Source organism: Arthrobacter sp. MA-N2 (assembly GCF_000517125.1).
Classification (GTDB): Bacteria; Actinomycetota; Actinomycetes; order Actinomycetales; family Micrococcaceae; genus Arthrobacter; species Arthrobacter methylotrophus.
Genome location: NZ_KI912155.1, coordinates 2,408,426 through 2,430,313 on the forward strand (window position 1 = coordinate 2,408,426; position 21,888 = coordinate 2,430,313).

General features: G+C 64.3%; 18 protein-coding genes and 2 tRNA genes. 16 read left to right on the forward strand and 4 right to left on the reverse strand.

What is annotated here, in order from left to right; translation table 11 throughout:
- Positions 1 to 62 precede the first annotated feature (62 nt).
- The 12 genes from A3M3_RS0111910 (at position 63) to A3M3_RS0111965 (ending at position 14,038) form a co-directional block, all read left to right on the forward strand.
- Positions 63 to 1,448 carry a glycine--tRNA ligase gene (locus tag A3M3_RS0111910; RefSeq protein ID WP_028266524.1) on the forward strand — a complete coding sequence of 462 codons (1,386 nt, stop codon included), beginning with the start codon at positions 63 to 65 and terminating at the stop codon, positions 1,446 to 1,448.
- 2 nt (positions 1,449 to 1,450) lie between these two features.
- Entirely contained in the window at positions 1,451 to 2,425 is a 975-nt protein-coding gene (locus tag A3M3_RS0111915; protein WP_028266525.1) for a GNAT family N-acetyltransferase, read from the forward strand.
- Between the two features lie 215 nt (positions 2,426 to 2,640).
- Positions 2,641 to 4,014, forward strand: a complete 1,374-nt coding sequence (locus tag A3M3_RS0111920; protein ID WP_028266526.1) for an FAD-binding oxidoreductase — start codon at positions 2,641 to 2,643, stop codon at positions 4,012 to 4,014.
- A gap of 166 nt (positions 4,015 to 4,180) precedes the next feature.
- On the forward strand, positions 4,181 to 5,605 hold the full coding sequence (locus tag A3M3_RS0111925; RefSeq protein ID WP_035741681.1) for a YibE/F family protein: 1,425 nt from the start codon (positions 4,181 to 4,183) through the stop codon (positions 5,603 to 5,605).
- Positions 5,606 to 5,709: 104 nt separating this feature from the next.
- Positions 5,710 to 6,648, forward strand: a complete 939-nt coding sequence (locus A3M3_RS24850) for an ABC transporter ATP-binding protein (protein ID WP_051423137.1) — start codon at positions 5,710 to 5,712, stop codon at positions 6,646 to 6,648.
- Complete coding sequence (locus A3M3_RS0111935; protein ID WP_028266528.1) at positions 6,645 to 7,421, forward strand: ABC transporter permease; 777 nt, start codon at positions 6,645 to 6,647, stop codon at positions 7,419 to 7,421. The genes A3M3_RS24850 and A3M3_RS0111935 overlap by 4 nt, the downstream gene beginning before the upstream one ends.
- A gap of 22 nt (positions 7,422 to 7,443) precedes the next feature.
- Positions 7,444 to 8,613 (forward strand): sensor histidine kinase, encoded by a 1,170-nt coding sequence (locus tag A3M3_RS0111940; protein ID WP_028266529.1) that lies wholly within the window; start codon positions 7,444 to 7,446, stop codon positions 8,611 to 8,613.
- Complete coding sequence (locus A3M3_RS0111945) at positions 8,610 to 9,221, forward strand: response regulator transcription factor (RefSeq protein WP_028266530.1); 612 nt, start codon at positions 8,610 to 8,612, stop codon at positions 9,219 to 9,221. Before A3M3_RS0111940 ends, A3M3_RS0111945 begins: the two co-directional genes overlap by 4 nt.
- A 46-nt stretch (positions 9,222 to 9,267) precedes the next feature.
- Entirely contained in the window at positions 9,268 to 10,449 is a 1,182-nt protein-coding gene (gene dusB, locus A3M3_RS0111950; protein WP_028266531.1) for a tRNA dihydrouridine synthase DusB, read from the forward strand.
- Positions 10,450 to 10,562: 113 nt separating this feature from the next.
- Positions 10,563 to 11,873 (forward strand): deoxyguanosinetriphosphate triphosphohydrolase, encoded by a 1,311-nt coding sequence (locus A3M3_RS0111955; protein ID WP_028266532.1) that lies wholly within the window; start codon positions 10,563 to 10,565, stop codon positions 11,871 to 11,873.
- Between the two features lie 62 nt (positions 11,874 to 11,935).
- Positions 11,936 to 13,903, forward strand: coding sequence for a DNA primase (gene dnaG, locus A3M3_RS0111960; protein ID WP_028266533.1), 1,968 nt, complete (start codon positions 11,936 to 11,938; stop codon positions 13,901 to 13,903).
- 62 nt (positions 13,904 to 13,965) lie between these two features.
- Positions 13,966 to 14,038: transfer RNA gene (locus A3M3_RS0111965), tRNA-Asn, on the forward strand.
- A 65-nt stretch (positions 14,039 to 14,103) separates the two neighbouring features.
- On the opposite strand, the gene A3M3_RS26970 is transcribed toward A3M3_RS0111965, so the two are convergent.
- Positions 14,104 to 16,716: a fibronectin type III domain-containing protein gene (locus A3M3_RS26970; protein WP_231497246.1), complete on the reverse strand. Its 2,613-nt coding sequence runs from the start codon at positions 16,714 to 16,716 to the stop codon at positions 14,104 to 14,106.
- A gap of 423 nt (positions 16,717 to 17,139) precedes the next feature.
- Here A3M3_RS26970 and A3M3_RS0111975 point away from each other — a divergent pair.
- Positions 17,140 to 17,212, forward strand: a tRNA-Asn gene (locus A3M3_RS0111975).
- Positions 17,213 to 17,260: 48 nt separating this feature from the next.
- Here the strand turns inward: A3M3_RS0111975 and A3M3_RS0111980 are convergent.
- From A3M3_RS0111980 to A3M3_RS0111990, 3 genes are read right to left on the reverse strand one after another with little or no spacing between them, the layout of a single operon-like run.
- Positions 17,261 to 17,668 carry a hypothetical protein gene (locus A3M3_RS0111980; RefSeq protein WP_028266534.1) on the reverse strand — a complete coding sequence of 136 codons (408 nt, stop codon included), beginning with the start codon at positions 17,666 to 17,668 and terminating at the stop codon, positions 17,261 to 17,263.
- A gap of 59 nt (positions 17,669 to 17,727) precedes the next feature.
- Entirely contained in the window at positions 17,728 to 17,907 is a 180-nt protein-coding gene (locus tag A3M3_RS0111985) for a hypothetical protein (protein ID WP_028266535.1), read from the reverse strand.
- Positions 17,908 to 17,950: 43 nt separating this feature from the next.
- Positions 17,951 to 19,180 (reverse strand): multidrug effflux MFS transporter, encoded by a 1,230-nt coding sequence (locus tag A3M3_RS0111990; protein ID WP_028266536.1) that lies wholly within the window; start codon positions 19,178 to 19,180, stop codon positions 17,951 to 17,953.
- A gap of 176 nt (positions 19,181 to 19,356) precedes the next feature.
- Between A3M3_RS0111990 and A3M3_RS0111995 the strand changes: the two genes are divergently transcribed.
- The 3 genes from A3M3_RS0111995 to A3M3_RS0112005 are packed head-to-tail and all read left to right on the forward strand — an operon-like array spanning position 19,357 to position 21,784.
- Complete coding sequence (locus A3M3_RS0111995) at positions 19,357 to 20,205, forward strand: phage holin family protein (RefSeq protein WP_028266537.1); 849 nt, start codon at positions 19,357 to 19,359, stop codon at positions 20,203 to 20,205.
- A gap of 50 nt (positions 20,206 to 20,255) precedes the next feature.
- The gene (locus tag A3M3_RS0112000; protein WP_028266538.1) at positions 20,256 to 20,879 is read left to right on the forward strand and encodes a CDP-alcohol phosphatidyltransferase family protein; all 624 of its coding nucleotides are present in this window, start codon (positions 20,256 to 20,258) and stop codon (positions 20,877 to 20,879) included.
- Positions 20,879 to 21,784: a DMT family transporter gene (locus A3M3_RS0112005; RefSeq protein WP_028266539.1), complete on the forward strand. Its 906-nt coding sequence runs from the start codon at positions 20,879 to 20,881 to the stop codon at positions 21,782 to 21,784. The genes A3M3_RS0112000 and A3M3_RS0112005 overlap by 1 nt, the downstream gene beginning before the upstream one ends.
- The last annotated feature ends 104 nt before the right edge of the window (positions 21,785 to 21,888 follow it).

Here is a 21,888-nt window from a genome sequence, read left to right on the forward strand (position 1 = left end):
CTGTTTCCGTAGAGCATAACCGCGGACCGCACCCAGCGGCCCTGTAGAACATTGGAGTACCCATGGCAGCAAAATCCGTCCTCGACCAGGTCATTTCCCTCTCCAAGCGGAGGGGTTTCGTGTTCCAGGCCGGTGAAATCTATGGTGGCTCCCGTTCTGCATGGGACTACGGCCCCCTGGGTGCCGAGCTGAAGGAAAACATCAAGCGCCAGTGGTGGCAGAGCGTGGTCCGTGGCCGCGAGGACGTCGTCGGCCTGGACTCTTCGGTGATCCTGCCGCGCCAGGTGTGGGAAGCGTCCGGTCACGTCGAGGTGTTCTCGGACCCTCTGGTCGAGTGCCTTTCCTGCCACAAGCGCTACCGTGCGGACCACCTCCTGGAAGAGTATGAGGAAAAGAAGGGCCGTCCCGCCGAAAACGGACTCAAGGACATCGCCTGCGCCAACTGTGGCACCCGCGGGGAATGGACTGAACCACAGGAATTCTCCGGCCTGCTCAAGACGTTCCTCGGTCCCGTGGCCAGCGACGAAGGCCTGCACTACCTGCGTCCGGAAACCGCCCAGGGCATCTTCGTCAACTTCAGCAACGTGCTCACCACGTCCCGCAAGAAGCCGCCTTTCGGCATCGGCCAAATCGGCAAGTCGTTCCGCAACGAGATCACGCCGGGCAACTTCATCTTCCGTACCCGCGAGTTCGAGCAGATGGAAATGGAATTCTTCGTCGAGCCGGGTACGGATGAAGAGTGGCACCAGTACTGGATGAAGGAACGCATGTCCTGGTACACCGGCCTGGGCATCAAGGAAGAGAACCTGCGGTTCTTCGAGCACCCGCTGGACAAGCTCAGCCACTACTCCAAGGGCACCACGGACATCGAATACCGCTTCGGTTTCCAAGGCTCGGAGTGGGGCGAGCTCGAAGGCATCGCCAACCGCACCGACTTCGACCTGACCACGCACTCGAAGGCATCGGGAACTGATCTCAGCTACTTCAACCAGGCCACCAACGAACGCTACACGCCTTACGTGATCGAGCCCGCGGCCGGACTGACCCGCTCCTTCATGGCCTTCCTGATCGACGCGTATACGGAAGACGAGGCACCCAACGCCAAGGGCGGCGTCGACGTCCGTACCGTCCTGAAGCTCGACCCGCGACTCGCACCCGTGAAGGCAGCCGTGCTGCCTCTGAGCCGCAACGAGGACCTGTCCCCGAAGGCGAAGGCGCTGGGCGCGCAGCTTCGGAAGAACTGGAACATCGACTTCGACGACGCCGGCGCCATCGGCCGCCGTTACCGTCGACAGGACGAGATCGGTACGCCCTTCTGCATTACCGTGGATTTCGACACCTTGGATGACCAGGCGGTCACTATCCGCGAGCGCGACTCCATGAGCCAGGAACGCGTCTCACTCGACAAGGTTGAGGGCTACTTGGCCGCGCGACTGATCGGCGCCTAAGCGTGGGAATCGAGTACCGCGAATGGCGGGAGGGCGACGACCTCGCCCTCCTGGAAATGTGGGGCGGGCCGGAAACCCTGCCGGGCCAGCAGTTCCGTGCAGCCTTCGCACCGTCGAGCAACAGCGGTCAAGGCCAGCCTTGGCGCCGGTGCATCGTGGCGGAGGACGTCGTTGACGGCATCGGCATCCCTGTTGCGGCCGGGGTAGTCCACGAGGCCTCCCTGCATCCGGAACGGCTCTGGGCCTACATCGAGGTTGCCAAGGACCACCGCCGGAGCGGGATAGGTGCCACGCTCCTGACCATGCTGCGGCGCGAAGCCGAACAGTCGCCGTCGGGGGTTAGCAAGTTGCGCAGCAAGGTGGAGCCCGGCACGTCCGGTGCCGCGTTCGCCGAGTGGGCGGGGCTTGCACCGATCCAGCGTTCGCAACTTGTGGTGGTCGATCCCGAGCCACTGCGGCTCCCGGTGTTCGGGGACGGTTCCGAGCAAGCGGCTTCCGAGCAGGTGGAAGACCTCGCCACCGGATCGGTGGAGCTGAGCGACGTCGTCGGCCGGTACTACACTGCCGTCCACCACTGGGACAATCCGGGCGAGTTGGCCATCCCGACGGTGCAGCGGCTGTTCCTGGACGATCTGACGGGGGCACATGGTGCCCTCGTGTTGCGCGCGCCCAAGGCCAGTGCTTTCGGTTCGGGAGTTCCGGCCACCCGCAAGGGCAAGTTGCAGGCTTTCGCCATCAGCTACGCCCAAGGCAGCTCGGATGAACCTTCGGAAGTCTTCCTGGGCCACGAGCCACGCTTGCGGGATGACGAGGCGCAGGAGGCAATCCGTGGCCTGCTGGCCCTCATTGCCTACCAGCACCCCGTGCTCCTCGAAGTGGACGATTCGATGACGGCCCTGCGCGCCGTCGTCGATCCTTTGCTTGAGCGGGGCAAGGCGAAGCTCCGCGGTGCGGACACCCTGGTGGTCAGCGAGTAGAACCGGGCCCTGCGCTGTCTGCTGGCCCAACTAACTCGCAGTTGTTGACGTTATGGGCGCTCTAAGCGACAACAAATGCGAGCCAGTTGGGTAAACCCTTGACGATGCCGTGGCATGGGTGTAGGCATGACGACGTAAGCCCCGGCCGTTGGTCTGGTGGGGTAGCGGCGGGTGGAACCAATCCGGTCTCATGAAGAGAATCGGCGGTAACACCTATGAATGAAAACGCGCTCGACGGACTGCGCGAACAGCTCCGCGGGCAACTCGTCACCCCCCATGATCCCGAGTACGATTCAGCCCGCGCCGTCTTTAACGGGATGATCGACAAACGCCCGGCAGGCATCGTCCGGGTGGCACAAGTTTCGGATGTCATCGCGAGCGTGAACTTCGCCCGGGACAACTCCCTTCCTTTGGCCATCAGGGGCGGTGGCCACAGCGCTCCCGGCTTCGGGACCTGGGACGATGCTCTGGTCATCGACTTCGTCAACCGCAGCGGAGTCCGTGTCGACCCCGAAGCGGGCACGGCACGTGCCGAGGCCGGAACAACCTGGGCAGACTTCAACCACGCGACCCACGCTTTCGGACTCGCAACGACGGGCGGGATTGTGGGATCCACCGGTATCGCCGGACTGACCCTGGGTGGCGGCATCGGCTATCTTGCCCGCAAACACGGCCTGAGCTGCGACAACTTGATCTCCGCAGACGTGGTGACGGCAGAGGGCAAGTTCCTGACCACCAGCGAGAACCAGAACGAGGACCTCTTCTGGGCATTGCGGGGAGGCGGAGGCAACTTCGGCGTCGTGACGTCCCTGGAATACAAGCTGCATCCGATGGACATGGTCCACGTGGGCATTGTCATCTACGGAGCGGAGAACACCGAGACGGTGGCCAGGTTCTACCGGGATTACATGGACTCTGCTCCCGAAGAGTTCGGGGCGTTCCTCGGGTTCCACCAAGGCCCACCGGTGCCGTTCCTTCCCGAAGAATGGCACGGCAAGCCCGTGTGTGTCGTGGTCGGGATGTGGACGGGAGACTTGGCCGAAGGCGAATCCCGGTGGCAGCCGTTCCTCGACGCCGCACCCGTGGCCGGCTCCCTGATCACCCCGATGCCCTATCCGGCACTCAACGTGGCGTTTGATGGGCTCAATCCGAAAGGCATGCAAGCGTATTGGAAGGCCAATTTCATCAGTGAGCTGAACGATGGTGTCATCAGTGCGCACTCGGAATTCGGTGCCACGATCACCAGCGTCAACACTGCGGTTCATGTTTACCCAATTGACGGTGCTGTGGCCCGGGTTGGAGTCCAGGACACAGCGTTCGTCAACCGCGGCATGAAGTTCGCCCCCGTGATCGCGGCACAATGGCAGGACCCTGCAGACAACGAATCCAATATTGCCTGGGCCCGCAGCTATGCAGAGGCGCTCCGGCCGTATTCGGCCGCAAGCGGCTACATCAACTTCATGGATGCGGAGGACCAGAACCGTGTGACTGAGAACTACGGGGTCAATTACGAGCGACTCCAGGCCATCAAGGGCAAGTACGATCCAGGAAACCTCTTTCATGTGAACCAGAACATCAAACCCGCCTGAACCACAGCCCGCACGCGACCCAACTAGCTCGCAGTAGATGTCGTTTTGAGCCCTCATAACGGCAACAAATGCGAGCTAGTTGGGTGGGTTTCCGGGCGGTGCGGGTTCCGGGTCGCAGATGCCCGGCTGGCCCACGTAGGGTAGTCGGCATGAGGTTTTGCAGCTGATGGGTCACGGTCATTCACACGGTCACACGGAGCATTCGGAGCCTAGCCCGCAGGCGCTCGCGGCACGCAAACGGGCCAACTGGCTCCTTGTGGCGGTGTTGGCCCCCATTGCAGTGCTCACGATCGTTGCCATGTTCCTCATGTGGCCGTCGGGAAGCAAGGAAGGCATAACCTTCGCGAGCCCCTACCAGGCCGCTGCGGGTGTGACGTTTGATACCGGCAAGATCCAAGCCGTCACCGTGGAGAGTTGTACGCAAGGGACCCAAGCTCCGGCTACTGCCCAAGGCAACGGTGCGCAACAGCAAGGATCCCAGTGCACCTACGCGTCCACGCAACCGGACACAGGGGGAAGCCCTGTTAAGGTGGTCATCAACCCGGATGTCGCCAAGTCCCACGGCGTTAAAGTCGGGGACAGCATCCGCTACCTGAACCTCTCCCGCGTGCAGGGCGCAGCGGCAGGCAACGGCTCGCCGTCGTACGTTTTCCTGGACTTCGTGCGGAACGTTCCCATGGCCCTGCTGGCGATCCTTTACGCGGTGGTGGTCATCGCAGTGGCCCGCTGGCGTGGCTTCAGGGCGCTGCTTGGCCTGGCCGGAGCCTACGTGGTGCTTGTCAGTTTCATGCTTCCGGGGCTGGTGGAAGGAAAGCCGCCGCTGCTCGTGGCTTTGGTCGGGTCCACGGCCATCATGATAGGGGTGCTCTACTTCGCCCACGGATTCTCGGCCAGGACATCCACCGCATTGCTGGGCACGATCTTCGGGCTCGGGATTACGGCGCTGTTGGCGGCCTGGGCCACGGACGCGGCCAATCTGACCGGGATCGGGAGCAGCGAAGGCGCCACCCTGGTGAACATGTCGGACAAGATCTCCCTCTCCGGGATCATCCTCTGTGGACTCATCATCTCCGGGCTCGGCGTCCTGAACGATGTCACCATCACCCAGTCCGCGGCTGTGTGGGAGCTCTATGAACTGGCACCCGAGACCGGCGCACGCAAGCTGTTCACTTCGGCCATGAGGATCGGGCGTGACCACATAGCTTCCACGGTCTACACGATCGCTTTCGCCTACGCCGGTGCGGCATTGCCCATCCTCATCATCGTCATGCTCTACGATCGCCCGCTGGTTGATGCCCTCACCAGCGCGGAGCTGTCCGAGGAAGTCATCCGTACTTTGGTGGGCTCCATCGGCTTGGTATTGGCCATTCCGGTGACCACCTTGATCGCGGTGCTCGTGGTCAAGGCGACCGGTTCCAAGAGGCTTGCGGCTGCCGGCACCCCGGCTTCGGAAACAGCCCACGACGACGGCGACGTCCGTGAGCTGGAAACCGCAGAGTCTGCGGATGCCTTCGAATCGTTCGACACCGGCGAGCTTGCCGCCGTCGTGATCACCAGGCGGGCACGGAGGGAAGCCGAACGCCGGCAGTAGTGTCCACATGACATTTGTCATCCCGCATTGGTGACACACGCCCGGGCGCCCGAGGCCGATGACGGCTTGGATGGTAGGAGAGCAAACAAAAGCCAAGGAGCGTCATGACAACAACGAGTGTGCCGGCCGTCCATGCCGCCGGACTGCACAAAAGCTTCGGGAAGGTCCAAGCCGTCCGCGGCCTTGACCTGACCGTGCAGCCGGGGGAGGTGGTGGCGTTCCTCGGACCCAACGGCGCAGGCAAGACCACCACCATCGACATGATCCTCGGACTGAGCGCGCCCGACCAAGGCAGCGTTTCCATTTTCGGCCACACTCCCCGGGGTGCCATCGCCCGGGGCCAGGTGGCAGCAGTGATGCAGACCGGCGGCTTGCTGCGGGACATCAGCGTCCGCGAGACCGTGCAGCTCAACGCGGCGATGTTCGATTCCGCCCGACCCGTGGACGAGGTCCTGGCGCGGGCCGGCATCCTGGAGATCGCAGACCGGAAGGTGGAGAAGTGCTCGGGCGGCCAGCAGCAGCGCCTGCGCTTCGCCATGGCGCTTGTCTCCGATCCCGGTTTGCTCATCCTGGACGAGCCCACCACGGGAATGGACGTCGCCGGGCGTCGGGACTTCTGGACCGCCATCAGGGCCGACGCCCAGCGCGGACGCACCGTCATCTTCGCCACCCACTACCTCGAAGAAGCCGATGCCTACGCCGACAGGATTGTCCTGGTCCGGCAAGGCAGCATCGTCGCGGACGGTACCGCCGCCCAGATCAAGAACCTCGCCTCGGGCCGCACCGTCAAAGCGTCGCTTCCGGCAGCCGAGCGCGGATTGCTGGCCGGAATGCCGCCTGCGGAGAGCGTCGAGTACGACGGCGGACGCCTCACCGTCCGTACGGGCGACTCGGACGCCGTCGTCCGGTACCTGCTCAACAGCACGGGAGCCTACGACGTCGAAGTGGCAGCCAACAACCTTGAGGAGGCCTTCGTGGCGCTCACCGGAGACGATGCCATTCCGGAATCCGTAAGCATCGACTTTGAAGGAGACCTCGTATGAGCACGGCAACAGTCATTCAGGACCGGAAACCGTCCGCAGGCGGAGTCAACCGCACGTTCCTCTGGATCGAGATCAAGCGCATGCTCCGGAACCGCCGGACCATCATCTTCACCGTGTTCATGCCCGCCGTGTTCTTCTTTATTTTCGGCTTGTCCAACAAGGACAAGCTCCTGCCCAACGGGCACAGCTACGGCCAGTACATCCTCATCAGCCTCACGGTTTATGCAGCGATGACCGCTGCGACGGGCGCTGGCAGCCAAGTGGCCGTGGAACGGGCCCAAGGCTGGAGCCGCCAGCTGCGCCTCACGCCCCTCTTGCCCGGCTCGTATATCGCAGTGAAAGCGTTGGCCGCGCTGACGCTGTCCCTCGTGGCGGTCGTGGCCCAGTTCGCCATCGGCGCCTTGGCGGGTGTCACCATGGATGCACAGACCTGGCTGACAGCGGGCTTGGTGGCGTGGCTGGGCTCCCTGGTCTTCGCAGCCCTCGGACTGTTCGTGGGGTACCTCATGCCGAGCCAGAACGTCATGCAGATCCTTGGCCCGGCGTTGGCCATCCTTGCCATGCTCGGTGGACTTTTCATGCCGATCGAGGTCATGGGCGAGACCTTCGGGAACATTGCCAAGTTCACGCCGGCGTACGGGATCGGGCAGCTGGCCCGGAGTCCCATCACCGGCACCTTCGACTGGGCGTGGATCGTCAACGTGGTCCTGTGGCTCGTGATCTTCGTGGCCGGGGCCGCGATGGCCTTCCGGCGCGACACCAAACGTGTCTGAGCAAGCTACTAAGGTGGGCACCATGACCAGCAACCCGGACGGCACTTCCTTCAGGGACGTAGTCTCCGGAAGGGTGTTGACCGGCACCATGTTCCGGCGCGGTGTGTTTGCGGGTCCCGGGCCACGAGGCTGGTTCATCGGTGCGGGACTTTCCATCCTGCTGTGGGCCTGGCCGACGTGGAACATCGTGTGGTCCGTGGATGAGCCGCTGGCCTGGAAAGCGGCGGCGTCGACGTCCCTGATCGTGTTCTTCGCCGCCTACGTCTTCCTGCCCCGGATCAGTTGGCACCTGGGAGTCCGGGCGGGCATCGTGTCCGTCTGCATCCTCTTGGCGCTGAACGGGCTGGTCATCTTCCTCATCGGCAGGGAAGCCTTGTGGACCTGGACGTTCCTCGCTTGCGCCATCGCCATGACATCCCTTCCGCCGCGCACGGATTTCTTGCTCATCGTCGCTTTGTCCCTCGTCTCCTTCTCCACCCAGTTGATGACGGGCAACGGGGAGCAGGCCTTGCTCCAGGCCGGGATCATCCTGTCCCTGGGCCTCATGATGTCCGCCTTCGCGCGGCTGATCCGGCAGACCGCACGGCTCCGGGAAGCGCAGACAGAGCTGGCCGATGCCGCCGTCGCCGCGGAACGCAGCCGGGTTGCCCGGGACATGCACGACATCCTGGGGCACTCACTGACGGTGATCGCCGTCAAAGCCGAGCTGGCCGGGAGGATGCTGGACACCGTTCCCGGAGACCCGGCCAAGAACAAAGCCGCGGCCGAGATTGCCGCGGTGCAGGACCTGGCCCGCGGTGCGCTCGCCGACGTCCGGGCCACGGTGGCCGGCTACCGTGGCGTGAACGTCCTGGCGGAGCTCGCCGTCGCCCGGACGGCATTGGAATCGGCCGGGATCGACGCCGAATTGCCGGGAACCGTGGAACAAGTTCCCGCGAGGCACAGGGAGCTCTTCGGCTGGGTACTTCGCGAAGGCATCACCAACGTGGTCCGGCATTCAGGTGCCGCGCGCTGCCGCGTCCGGTTGACGGCGTCGAGCGTTCTGGTGGAGGACGACGGCGTCGGCCCCGAATCCGGGGACCGCTCCGGGAGCGGACTGGCTGGGATCCGCGAACGCGTGGGTGCCGCCGGGGGATCGGTGAGTATCGGCTCGAGCGACCTTGGAGGGTTCAGATTGGCGGTCAAAGTATGAGCATTCGATTGGTGATCGCAGACGACCAGGCGCTCGTGCGCGGAGCATTGGTGGCTTTGTTGGGGCTGGAGCCGGATATCGAGGTGGTCGCGGAGTTGGGTGACGGTACGGGGGTGGCGGCCGCCGTCGTCGAGCACTCCGCCGATGTCGCAATGCTCGACGTCGAGATGCCCGGCCTGGACGGGATCAGTGCGGCAGCGGCCGTGCGGCAGGCGGCGCCATCATGCCGGGTTCTCATGGTCACCACCTTCGGGCGGCCAGGATATCTCAAGCGCGCCATGCAGGCAGGGGCCTCCGGATTCGTCGTCAAGGACACCCCGGCGCGGCAACTGGCTGAAGCCGTCCGTCGGGTCCACCAGGGTCTCCGGGTGGTGGACCCCGCCCTCGCCGCGGAATCATTGACCGCGGGGGACAGCCCGCTGACCGAACGCGAGGGAGAGGTGCTCAAGGCAGCGTCCGACGGCGGAACGGTCGCCGATATCGCGAAGTCGGCGAGGCTTTCCGAAGGGACCGTCCGGAACTATCTCTCCGCCGCAATGGCCAAGACCGGCGGCCGGACCCGTGCGGAGGCTGTGCGGATCGCCGAAGACAACGGCTGGTTGCTCTAGCGTCGGCTGGTGCGGTCGATTTGCCACGCTTTGAGACAATGGACGGGTGACTGTCGTAGCAACACCCCCTTCGCCCAAGCTCGAACTGCCCCCGCTGCAACTCGGCCGGATCACCGTGGACACCCCCGTGATCCTGGCTCCGATGGCCGGCATCACCAACTCGGCCTTCCGTCGGCTGTGCCGCGAATATGGCGGCGGGCTTTACGTCGCGGAGATGGTGACATCCCGCGCCCTCGTAGAGCGCACCCCGGAATCGCTGCGCATCATTTCCCACGACGAAGATGAAAAGGTCCGCTCCGTCCAGTTGTATGGGGTTGATCCTGTGACGGTGGGGCAGGCCGTGCGGATGCTGGTCGAGGAAGACCGCGCGGACCACATCGACCTCAACTTCGGCTGCCCCGTGCCCAAGGTCACCCGACGCGGCGGGGGTTCGGCCCTGCCGTGGAAGATCGACCTCTTCACATCCATCGTCCAGACCGCGGTCAAGGAAGCCTCCAAGGGCGATATCCCGCTGACCATCAAGATGCGCAAGGGCATTGACGAGGACCACCTCACGTACCTCGACGCCGGCCGCATCGCCCGCGATTCCGGCGTTGCCGCCGTCGCGCTTCACGGCCGCACGGCCGCGCAGTTCTACTCCGGCCAGGCCGACTGGTCCGCGATCGCCCGCTTGCGCGAGGCCCTCCCGGACATTCCCGTCCTGGGCAACGGCGACATCTGGTCCGCCGAAGACGCAGTACGCATGGTGCGCGAAACCGGGATCGACGGGGTCGTGGTGGGCCGCGGCTGCCAAGGCCGCCCGTGGCTCTTCGGTGACCTCCAGGCAGCGTTTGAAGGAAGCGAGCAGCGCCACCGTCCGGGCCTGCGCGAAGTAGCCGAAGGCGTGTACCGCCACGCCGAGCTCATGATCGAGACCTTCGGCAACGACGAGTACAAGGCGCTACGCGAGATCCGCAAGCACATGGCGTGGTACTTCAAGGGCTACGTCGTGGGCGGCGAGCTGCGTGCCAAACTGGCCACCGTACCCACCCTCGAGGTTCTGCGCGAGCTGCTGGACCAGTTGGACATGGATCTGCCGTACCCGGGCATCGACTCGGAGGGCCCGCGCGGCCGTGCCGGTTCACCCAAGAAGCCGGCCCTGCCCAAAGACTGGCTGCTCAGCCGGCAAATGGACGCAGACCAGACCCGCGACATCGCTGCGGCCGAGTTGGACGTTTCCGGCGGCTAGAGCGCGGCCTGGGTCGACGCGTGCACGCTCACGGCCCGAGTCGTGGAAAACTGGCTGCATAGGCACGGGCTGAAGAGACGCCGGTGCACGGCAAGCGGAGGAGGCAGATACCCATGGGAACTGAAGCGATGTCTGCAGCGCGCCCGGCCGAAAGCGCAAGCGGGATTCCCGGCTATGTCGAATCCGACTCAGCGCGTTGGGTCCAGGAGCCCCGGAAGAACACCTACCGCTCCGACTTCGAGAGGGACCGGGCGAGGGTGCTGCATTCCTCGGCCCTGCGCAGGCTCGGGGCGAAGACCCAAGTGGTGGCCCCGGACACCGACGACTTCGTCCGCACCCGTCTGACGCACAGCCTTGAGGTTGCCCAGGTGGGTCGCGAATTGGGCCGTGCGCTCGGTTGCGATCCGGATGTTGTGGACACTGCGTGTCTCAGCCACGATCTTGGCCACCCGCCCTTCGGCCACAACGGTGAATCCGCCCTCAACGAGGTAGCCCACGGAATCGGTGGATTCGAGGGCAATGCCCAGACCCTGCGCCTGCTGACGCGCCTTGAGCCCAAGGTCCTTGCTGCCGACGGGCGGCCCGCGGGCCTGAACCTGACCCGGGCCAGCCTTGACGCCGCGTCCAAATACCCGTGGTCAGCCGTCGACGCTCCCGTCATCCACGGACAGCGGAGCAGCAAGTTCGGCGCGTATGAGGACGACCTGCCCGTGTTTACTTGGCTTCGTGACGGCGCACCGGGCAACCGCTCCTGCATCGAGGCGCAGGTGATGGACCTCGCCGACGATATCTCCTACTCGGTCCACGACGTGGAGGACGCCATCGTGGCCGGCCATTTCCAGTTGAAGTGGCTGGACAATCCCGATCACCGCGCCCGCGTGGTGGGGTACACGAAACAGTGGTACCTGCCCCACAATGATCCCGCCGAAATCGACGCAGCCTTGGCCCGCCTTGAAGCCACGAGCGTCTGGGTCCGTGAGGCTGATGGCAGCCGCAAATCGATGGCTGCGCTGAAGGACATGACCAGTCAGCTGATCGGCCGTTTTTGCCAGAGCGCCCTGGAGACCACGCGTGCCCGCTTCGGCCCGGACCACCTCACCCGCTACGGCGCGGAACTCATGGTGCCGGAGGAAACCGTCACGGAGATTGCCGCCATGAAGGGCCTCGCCACGACGTTCGTGATCTCCACCGATCATCGGCAACCTGTCTACGAGCGCCAGCGCGAAGTCCTGCACGCCCTGGTCGGCGTGCTCAACGCGAGCGGGGACCGGCATCTGGAACCGATGTTCGCTGCGGACTGGCGGGACGCCCCCGACGACGGCGCACGGCTTCGCGTCGTCATCGACCAGGTGGCGTCCCTGACGGACGTTTCGGCGCTGGCGATGTACGAACGCCTGGTGGGTAGTTTGCCGTCGCTCTGGTAGGAGCCGGGTTGCCTTGTCCACTGGCTCAAGGGCTGCCCGCCCGGAGCGACTAGGATGGTGACGTGGCTGGCCTGATCAAACGTGAAGATATCGACGAAGTACGCCAGCGCACCGATATCAAGGAAGTGGTGGACGGCTACGTCACCCTCAAGGGCGCCGGACTGGGCACCTTCAAAGGCCTCTGCCCCTTCCACGACGAGCGCTCGCCGTCGTTCACTGTCCGCCCGCAAGTAGGCCGGTACCACTGCTTCGGCTGTGGCGAGGACGGCGATGCCATCTCCTTCGTCCAGAAGATGGACCACAGTTCCTTCCACGAGGCGGTGGAAAAGCTCGCGGCCAGGATCGGCTATGAGCTTCGCTACGAAGATGGCGGCACCGGCCCCAACCGCGAAGAGGTCGGCAAGCGCCAGCGGCTTCTGGATGCCCACAAGATCGCCGACGAATTCTTTCGTTCCCAGCTACTTACGGCAGGCGCCGCCGAGGGCCGCAACTTCCTTCACGGCCGCGGCTTCGATCGGGGCGCAGCCGAACAGTTCGGTGTCGGTTATGCGCCGCAAGGTTGGGACTCGCTCCTGAAACACCTGCGCGGACGGGGGTTCACCGACGCTGAATTGAAGTTGACGGGGATGTTTTCGGAAGGCAATAGGGGAATCTACGACCGCTTCCGCGGCAGGCTCATCTGGCCCATCCGGGACATTGCCGGCGACACCATCGGCTTCGGTGCCCGCAAGCTTTACGAGGACGACCAAGGACCGAAGTACTTGAACACTCCGGAGACCGTGCTCTACAAGAAGTCCCAGGTCCTCTACGGAATCGACCTTGCCAAGCGGAACATCGCCAAGGACCGGCAGCTGGTGGTGGTGGAGGGATACACGGACGTCATGGCCTGCCATCTTGCCGGAGTCGGTACCGCTGTGGCCACTTGCGGCACCGCATTCGGTACGGACCACATCAAGATTGCCCGCCGCTTGCTGTCCGACGACGGCACCGGGGGAGAAGTCATCTTCACCTTCGACGGCGACGCCGCCGGGCAGAAGGCTGCGCTGCGCGCCTTTGAGGAGGACCAGCGCTTCGTCGCGCAGACTTATGTAGCGGTGGAGCCCAGTGGAGCCGACCCCTGTGATCTGCGCCAACTCAAGGGGGACGCCGCTGTCCGCGACTTGATCGGGACCCGGCGCCCACTCTTCGAATTCGCCATCCGGGCCTCCCTCAAACGCCACAACCTGGACACCGTGGAAGGCCGGGTGGCCGCGCTACGGGAATCGGCCCCCGTAGTTGCTCAGATCCGCGATTCGGGCATCCGCCCGGCCTACGTCCGTGAGCTCGCCGGTTGGCTCGGCATGCCCATCGAAGAGGTCAGCCGGGCAGTCGGTTTGGCCGCCAAACGGGCTGCCTCCGGCGCGCCAGCGGCGGGTACTTCAGGAACTGGAGGAGCCACGGGGACCGGGCAAGGCCCGTCCCCGGCGCAGGCTGGCCAGCCGGCGGCAGCACCGACGTCGGGCGCTTCCATCGCTTTCATGCGCCCGGACCCGCGGGATCCCGTGGCCGCCATGGAACGGCAGGCCCTCGAGGTGGTCATCCAGAACCCCGCCGTGCTGGGCGGCGAAGCTGCGCTGAGCGGTGGAGCTGTGCCTGGTAGCGAAACCTGGGAACGGTTTGAGGCCTGCCATTTTGTCACGCCGGCTTACTCCGCAGTGCACACGGCTGTCCGGGCAGCCGGACTGGCCCATGTGGGCGACCCCGTTGCCTGGGTCGAGGGGATCCGGCAGGAGGTTCCGGAACCGCTGCAAGCCCTGGTATCCGAGCTTGCCGTGGTGCCTCTGCCCGCCAGCACGTCCGAAGCACTGCAGCGGTACTGCCGCGACATCCTGGCCCGGCTGTTCGAACTGCAGATCACCAGGGTCAAAGCGGACAAGATGGGACAGTTGCAGCGACTGGATGCTTCAGCCCAGCCGGAGGATTTCCAACGACTCAACCGGGAACTCATGGAGTTGGAGATGCAGCGCCGCGCCCTTCGTATGGATAGCTAAGGGCCCTTGCGGTGCCGATTTCGTTTCCCGCCGGGGCTTTGTTAGGCTGATACACGCTTCATTCCTCCGTAGCTCAATTGGCAGAGCATTCGACTGTTAATCGAAGGGTTACTGGTTCAAGTCCAGTCGGAGGAGCGCTACTCAAAAATCCCCGTCCTCGTATGAGGGCGGGGATTTTTGGCGTCCGAGAAGTTTCCCGGTTACTGGGTGGTGAGGGCGACGTCGTCGAGGTACATCCAGGTGTCATCAGCCGGACTGGAGCCGTCAAGGTGGACGTTGAACCAGAGCACGATGGTCTGGCCTTTGTAGGCAGAGAGACTGGCGCTGAACTGTGTCCAGGTGCCGTTGTCGTTGCAGAGTTTGAGTAGGCTGCCCAGGACCGTGCCGCTGGTATTGCGGACTTGGACTTCCATCCAGTCGTACTTGCAGGCGGTGCCGCTGCAGGGGTCCTCAGCGGAGTGGGGCTGGTACCAGAAGGACAGGGTGGAGGTCCCGGTAGCAGGAACGGTGACGGTCTGTGCGAGACTGCTGTCCCCGAGGGGTTCGGCGCCGGATGCCAGGCCCAGGAGCGCCGAGCCGGTGCCCGTGTGGGCGGTGGTGGATGCCACAGGCGCCCTGACGCCGCCGGTTGTCCAGGCCGTCAGCCCGGACTCGAAGCCGCCGTTGGTGATGCCTGACGTAGTTGTGGTTCCTGAGGGAGTGACGGACGCCGATGCGACCGACGCCGTCGAGGTGCCGATGGCGTTGGTGGCAGTCACCGTAAAGGTGTATGCAGTGCCGTTAGTCAGCCCGGTGACGGTCGCCGTCGTCGCGGGTGGATTCCCGGAAACCGTGACCGGGGCCAGGGTAGTTGCCCCTGCGTGCGCAGTCACGGCGTACGAGGTGATCGCGGAACCGCCGTTAGCCGGTGCCGTCCAGGACACGGAAGCCGAGGCGTTGCCCGCCGTTGCGGTCACTCCCGTTGGTGCCGATGGTGCGGTCGCCGTTGTTTGGCTGTTGCCGAGGGCCACGTCGTCGAGATACATCCAGGTATCGTCCGCGGGGCTCGAACCGTCGAGATGGACATTGAACCAGAGCACGATGGTTTGGCCGCTATAGACGGAGAGATTGGCGCTGAGCTGGGTCCAAGTGCCGGTGTTGCTGCTGAGTTTGAACAGGCTGGCCAGCGTGGCGCCGCTGGTGGTGCGCACTTGGGCTTCCATCCAGTCGTAGCGGCAGGTGGTGCCGTTGCAGGTGTCGTCCGCGGTGTGGGGCTGGTACCAGAAGGACAGTGTGGAGGTCCCCGTAGCCGGCACGGTGATGGTTTGGGCGAGACTGCTGTCGCCAAGGGGCTCAGCACCGGATGGCAGGCCCAGGAGCGCAGAGCCGGTGCCGGTGTGGGCAGTGGTGGATGCCACGGGTGCCCTCACGCCGCCGGTGGTCCAGGATGTCAGCCCGGACTCGAAGCCACCGTTGGTGACTCCGGGGACGGGCGCCGCAGGCGTGACAGGCGCCGAGGCGGCAGACACAGCAGACGTCCCGACGGCGTTCGTCGCCGTCACGGTAAACGTGTACACCGTGCCGTTGTTCAACCCGGTGACGGTCGCCGTCGTTGAGGGCGGACTTCCGGAGACCGTCACCGGAGCCAAAGCCGTGCCACCAGACGAAGGCGTCACGGTATATGAGGTGATCGCAGAACCGCCGCTAGCCGGCGCGGTCCAGGATACGACGGCGGAGGCGTTGCCCGCCGTCGCGCTTGCCCCGGTTGGCGCAGCAGGTGCCGTCGCGGCCGCTGCGAGCGTTACCGCGTGCGTAACTGTCCCCGTCAGGCCGGTGTTGTCTGTCACCGTGAGCTTCACTTGGTAGGTTCCGGCCGCGGCGTAAGTGTGCGATGGCTTCACGCCGGTGCCTGCCGGGGAACCGTCGCCGAAGTCCCAGCTGTAGGACGCCACGGACCCGCCTGGATCCGACGAAGTCGAGCCGTCAAACGTCGCGGTCAGGGCCGCCGTCGAGGAGGTAAAGGCGGCCACCGGCGGTTGCGTGGCTGCGTTGCCCAAGGCCTGGGCGACCGTTTGGACGGACGTCGTGCCGTTGGCCGTCCTGGCGGCGAGCCACGTGATGAAGGTGTTGAAGAGGGTGGGGCTGATGGTCAGGGTGGGGTCAGTCCCGACGGCGATGTGGTGGAAGGTGAATTGGACCCAGCCGCCTCCCGGTTCGGCGTTGGTGACCAGATCCTCCAGGTTCTGGAGCGTCCAGGTGCTGTCGACTTCATCCGGCGCCGCTGTGTTGTATGGATTGGCCGGGGGAAGGGTTTCTGCGAAGGGACAGCCCGAGCAGCTGGCCGGGGAGCGGATGTCACCCAAGTTGCGGGCACTGGCAAAACCGCAATTCTTCACGATTTGTTCGACCGAAGAGTTTTCGGCGGCGAAGGGATAGGCGAAGTCTGTGGCGTTGAAGCCCCAGCTGGCGAGCGTGGTCCGCCCACCGCAAACCTCGTTGGTGGCTGCCGAGGTGGACAGGGTGGTGAGGTCCGGATGGGTTATGGTGTGGCCACCGATCTCGTTGCCGTCCGCGGCAATGGCGTTCAGGTTGGCTCGCGTGAGCCAGGACGGAGAACCGATCCAGCTGGTCGTAATGAAGAACGTGCCGTGCAGCCCGTTGGCCTTCAGTACCTGTTCGGCAGCGAGCTGATCGTCATTGCCGTCGTCGAACGTCAGGCTGATGATGGTCTTCGGGGTTGCTGCCCGGGCCGGCGTCGCGACGTAGCCAACGGAGTACCCGAGCAACAAAGGGACGGCTGCGGCGGCGGCCCAGCGGAACCACCGCTTGCGCATCTCACGGCTCGACCCGTGCCACATGGACGAGTGCCAAACGGACGAGAGCCAAACGGACGAGAGCCACGCGGAAGATAGCCGCCGGTGCCGCCGGGACAGTATGGTCAGGAGCCGCATCGGCTTCCCCTTTATCTGAACAGACCGGGTCAGAATCCCCAGGTCCGGAGCATATGGGCTAGGCGCGGAACGGGTTAAGAGTGGGTGGTACCTGTTTTGGGCCGGCTTCCCGCCCCTTCACTCAGGCCCGGATACGCGTACCGCCGGTCCGTGGCCCGGAAGGATGGCCTGAGCGCCCGGTCGTCTGGGTGCGCCAATCTCCGCAGCAAGGGCGATACCCTGGAGGGGTATTTTCCGGGTGTCTGCCATGGCTTTGGCTCGATTTCACTTGAGGCAAAACCTTTGCTAAAGTCATAACCGCTTCATTCCTCCGTAGCTCAATTGGCAGAGCATTCGACTGTTAATCGAAGGGTTACTGGTTCAAGTCCAGTCGGAGGAGCGCGAAGGCCCCGCACCTGGATGATCGGTGCGGGGCCTACTTTTTTGCTTAGACGAAGTCCATCTCAACTTGCAGGAATCTCGCCGCTTCGGTCACGGCGGACTGGAAGGCATCATCCTCGGTTGGCGGGGTCCTGGGCTCCCGCGGGTGCCATTCGTGGGCTGCGGAGTGGACGCGGGTGAATCCGCCGCCGGGGGGTGCGTAGAAGATTCCGAAGCGTTGGACTGGCCATTCGGGAGAGGTCTCCGGAGCGACGAGCAGGGCAGCTCCATTGCTCGGATTGAACCATTGGGCAATCGGGCGGCGGCGGTCCTCGGTGAAAAGCCCGGCCGCATAGAGGGCTGCGGATTGCGGGCTCGTCACTGTGCACAGACGGTCCCACCACAGCGGGAGGATGCCGTCATCCTTGCGCTGCCATGGAGCTGGAATAGGTTGGAGTTCCTGCCAACGGGGCACATCTCAACTTTATCGCCGGGCTATGAGCGGCAACAGGCCCCGAACCCACGGAAGGCCGCTTAGTCCCGTTTCCATGGCCCGGGATTGATCCGATAGAGGATCGCGGAAGCGACGACGGCACCGAGCAGGGCTCCAAACACCGGGTTTCCGGCCCCGCGGCCCAGGAAGAATCCGACGACGGCGCCCAGTATCGCGCCGAGGAAAAGGCCCCGGCCGTTGCGGTGTGGTTTGCGCGTCATGGTTTGAGCCTACTTGCCCGCACGGAAGTCGGGGCCTCGCACATCAGTGGATGGACGGGACGGAACGAGGTCGCACCACAAGCCAGAGGGCTGCCACAGCGCACGCCAGACAGCCTGCCTGGACCGCCCCCATGGGAATGGCGGAGCCGACGCCCAGCGAGCCAACCACCGGAGGAATGATGCCGGCCATCAGGAAGTTCGAGGCGCCCAGCAAGGAGGCGGCGGTTCCGGCCTGCGCTCCGTGGTTGGCCAAGGCAATCACCTGGACGCAGGGGAACATGAACCCGGTGGCGAAGATGTAGAACCATAGAGGGACCATGACGCCCCACAGGCCGAAGCCCCACAGGTCGAACGTCACAATCAGCGCGGCCATCAGCAGCATCCATGCCGTGGCAAAGGCCAGGATCCATTGGGGCGCCACGTGCTTGATGACTCTGGAGCTGATCTGGACGCCGGCGACGATGCCTAAGGAGTTGACGCCGAACAGCAGGCCGTATTCCTGGGGGGAGAAGTTGTAGACCTGTTGGAACAGGAAGGTCGACGCCGAGAGGTATGCGAACAGCCCGCCGAAGTTGAACCCGCCGACCAGCAGCATCCCCACGAAAATCCGGTCGGTCAACACCGCTCTGTAGCGTTGGCCAGCCGTCGACGTCCTCTGCCGGCGGAGCTCGGCAGGATACGTTTCCCGTATAAGGAATACCGCGGCGACGAACACCAGGATTCCGTAGGTGGCCAAGAAGTAGAAAATCCCGGGCCAAGGCATCACCAACAGCAGTTGGGAACCGATGATCGGGGCCAGGATCGGAGCGAGGCCGTTCACCAGCGACATCCGGGAGAACATCCGCACCATGGCATAGCCCGCGAAGAGGTCCCGGACCATGGCCATGGCCACTACGCCGCCGCCGGCGGCACCGACGCCCATGAGGACGCGGAACAGGGCAAGCGTGTTGATGTCCGTAGACAATGCTGCGCCGAGGGAGGATCCGATGTGCAGGGCCGTTGCAAGGATCAAGGGCATCCGGCGTCCGAACTTGTCGCTGAACGGCCCCACCATCAGTTGCCCGATGGCAAAGCCCACCGTTGTGCCTGTCAATGTGAGTTGGATCGCAGCAGCTGACACGTCGAAGTGATGCTCAAGGGCGGGAAACGCCGGCAGATAGAGGTCCACTGTAAACGGGCCGAGAGCGGTCAATGCGCCTAGCAGCACGATGTAGAGGAGTTTTTCGCGTCGGCTCAGGAAATCGCCCGGTACAGGGGGAGTGTTCACGATTATCAATCCTATGTGTGACAGATCATATTTATCAGGTGTCCGGGGGCGCGCCGCGGGACCTTCCCGGAAGTTGAGGTTGAAGCTGAATGGTAGTTTTGTGGACAGGTGTGCGTGGGCGGTGTATTCGTCTCCGTGCCGGAGGCGGGTAGGAGCAAGAAGGAAGCAGTGAGGCGGAACCTATGAGCGGACGTCACAGCGGCGAGGCTGGTCAGCGCCAGGGAATGTCGGCGTTGCCGGAGACCCTGAAACTTGCGGCCCGGCTGGCGCCGCGGCAGCTCAACGATGAAATCAGCATGGCCAAGCTTGAGCTTAGGAGCAAAGGCAAAAAGCTGGGGGTCGCCGGCGCATTTGCGGGCGTTGCATTGATCTTTCTCTCCTTGCTCGTCATCGCCTTGGTGGTGGCGGCTATCCTTGGCCTGGCCACCGTCATGCCCCCGTGGTTGGCGGCGCTGGTCGTCGCTGCGGCGTTCTTGTTGATCATTCTCATCGGAGCGCTCATCGCGTTCCGCACGGTCAAGGGGGCCATGCCGCTTGTGCCTGAGAAGACCATCCGCGGCATCAAACACGATCTGGGCATCGTCAAGGAAGGCACGGCTTTCGACGCCAGCATCCTCGACCCTTCGTCGGAGGCGTACAAAGCTGCGGAAGCAGTGAAGGCCGCTGCAGCCGAAAAGGCCAAGGCCGAAAAAGCGGCCAAGGCCGAGGCATACAAAGCCGAGCACCCCCCAGCCCCGAGCGAAGCAGAGCTGCTCCGCCGGCTGGAGCAGCGTCGAGAACACCTCGCCGGCGTTCGCGATCAGCTCGGGGTCGAACTCGACGTCAAGACCCAGGGGAAGGCCTTCCTCGACGTTGCCGGCCACAAGTTCCACGATGGACGCCGGTTTGCAGCCGAGAAGCTCGCAGATTTCGGCGAGAAGGTTCCTGCCGGGCTTCCGGAGCGGCTCGCCGCGCGGTGGAAGGATCTGTTCCTCTTCGCCGCCTCTGCCACGGTGGCTGCAGTGGGACTGCGGAAGCTGTTCAAGAAGTAATCGGAACGGCGAGCATCAACGTCAGCCGCGGACGATGGAAAGGGGGACAGATGAAATTCATCGGTGCGGGCGCGCGCCCCGGTAAGCCGCAGATCGACCACGATCTCATCTTCACCGTCCCCAATTTCCTGACGGTGTTGCGCTTCATGGGCGTTCCGCTGTTCGTCTGGCTGGTGCTGTGGCAGCGGCAGTACGGTTTCGCAGTGCTGGTCCTCGCGATCATGGGCGGCACGGACTGGGTTGACGGCTACGTCGCGCGGCGCTTCAATCAGGCCTCCAAGCTGGGCCGCATCCTCGATCCCGTGGCGGACCGCCTGGCACTCATCACCGTCGCTGTCACGCTCGCCATCGCCGGGGTGGTGGATTGGTGGTACCTGGCTGCCCTTGTGGTGCCCGACGCCGTCCTTGCCACGGCCTCATTGTTCTATTTCCATAGCCATCCCGACCTTCCGGTGAGCAGGATCGGCAAGATCCGGACGGCATTCCTCCTTCTGGGTACGCCGCTTCTGGTCTTTTCCAGACTCGAGGTTCCCTTCGCCGGGGCATACTTCGCGATCGCCTGGATCTGCCTGGGCCTGGGGCTCGCGGGGCACTGGGTGGCTGCCTACAACTATTTCTGGGCGATCCTCCGCAAGGGCAAAGAGCTCAAAGCCAACGACGGCGGTCGTCCCTGATGGTCTGGGTTGCAGTCCTTCTTGCGGTGCTTGGCGCCTTTTGCCTTGCCATTGGCGCCCAGCGGCAGGGTAGCGCTGTCAAAGCCGACACCGGTGGCCTTGCCCTGAGTTCGACGGGCTTTCTGAGGCTTCTCCGGAATCCGCGCTGGATGTTTGGCCTGCTGTTGCTGTGCTTGGGCATGGGAATGAACGCTATCGCGCTGGTGTCGGCCCCCCTGACGGTGGTGCAGCCCATCGGTGCCATCGCGTTGGTCATCACCACCGTGGTCAACGCGAAGGACCAGGGGCTCAGTATCAATCGGGGCACCGTGGTAGCGATTTCGGCTTGCGTGACGGGCTCGGCAATGTTCGTCCTGCTCGCCGTCACCGCCACCCAGGAAAACCACCACGTCAGCGGCGAGGACGAAATTACCATCGTGCTCCTATTGACCCTCGCGGTCGGGCTCTTTGGAACTTTGGCTGTCATGTTCCGGCACCGTTTGAGCGCATTTGTGTACATTTTGGGTGCCGGAGTGCTGTTCGGATTCGTCGCGGTGCTGACGCGCATCATCGGCAGGCACCTGCTGGACCCGAACGGGCACTTTCTGCTCAACGTGCAGTGGTACACGCTGGTAGCCATTGTGGCTGCAGGCGGGCTCGGTTCGTGGTTCGTGCAGAATGCCTACTCCGGGGGGCCGCCCGATTTGGTGATCGCAGGCCTGACCGTGGTCGACCCCATTGTCGGGATCGCCGTCGGGATCGCCATTTTGGGTGAGCTTCGTCCCGATGTCCACGCCGTGGTGGGAATCGGCATGGCTGTGGCCGCTTCCCTTGCTATCGTGGGGGTTATTGCCCTGAGCCGGCACCATCCCGAGGTCACCAAGCGGAAACGTGACGCGAAGGCGGCAGCAAGCCGGAAGGCCTAGGGCAAAGTTCGACAACCGTGCCCCGCACATCCGCGGCAGGCAACCGGCGAAGACACCGCAAGGCCAGACGTTTTGCGATGTTCGCACCGTGACCATCAGGAGTT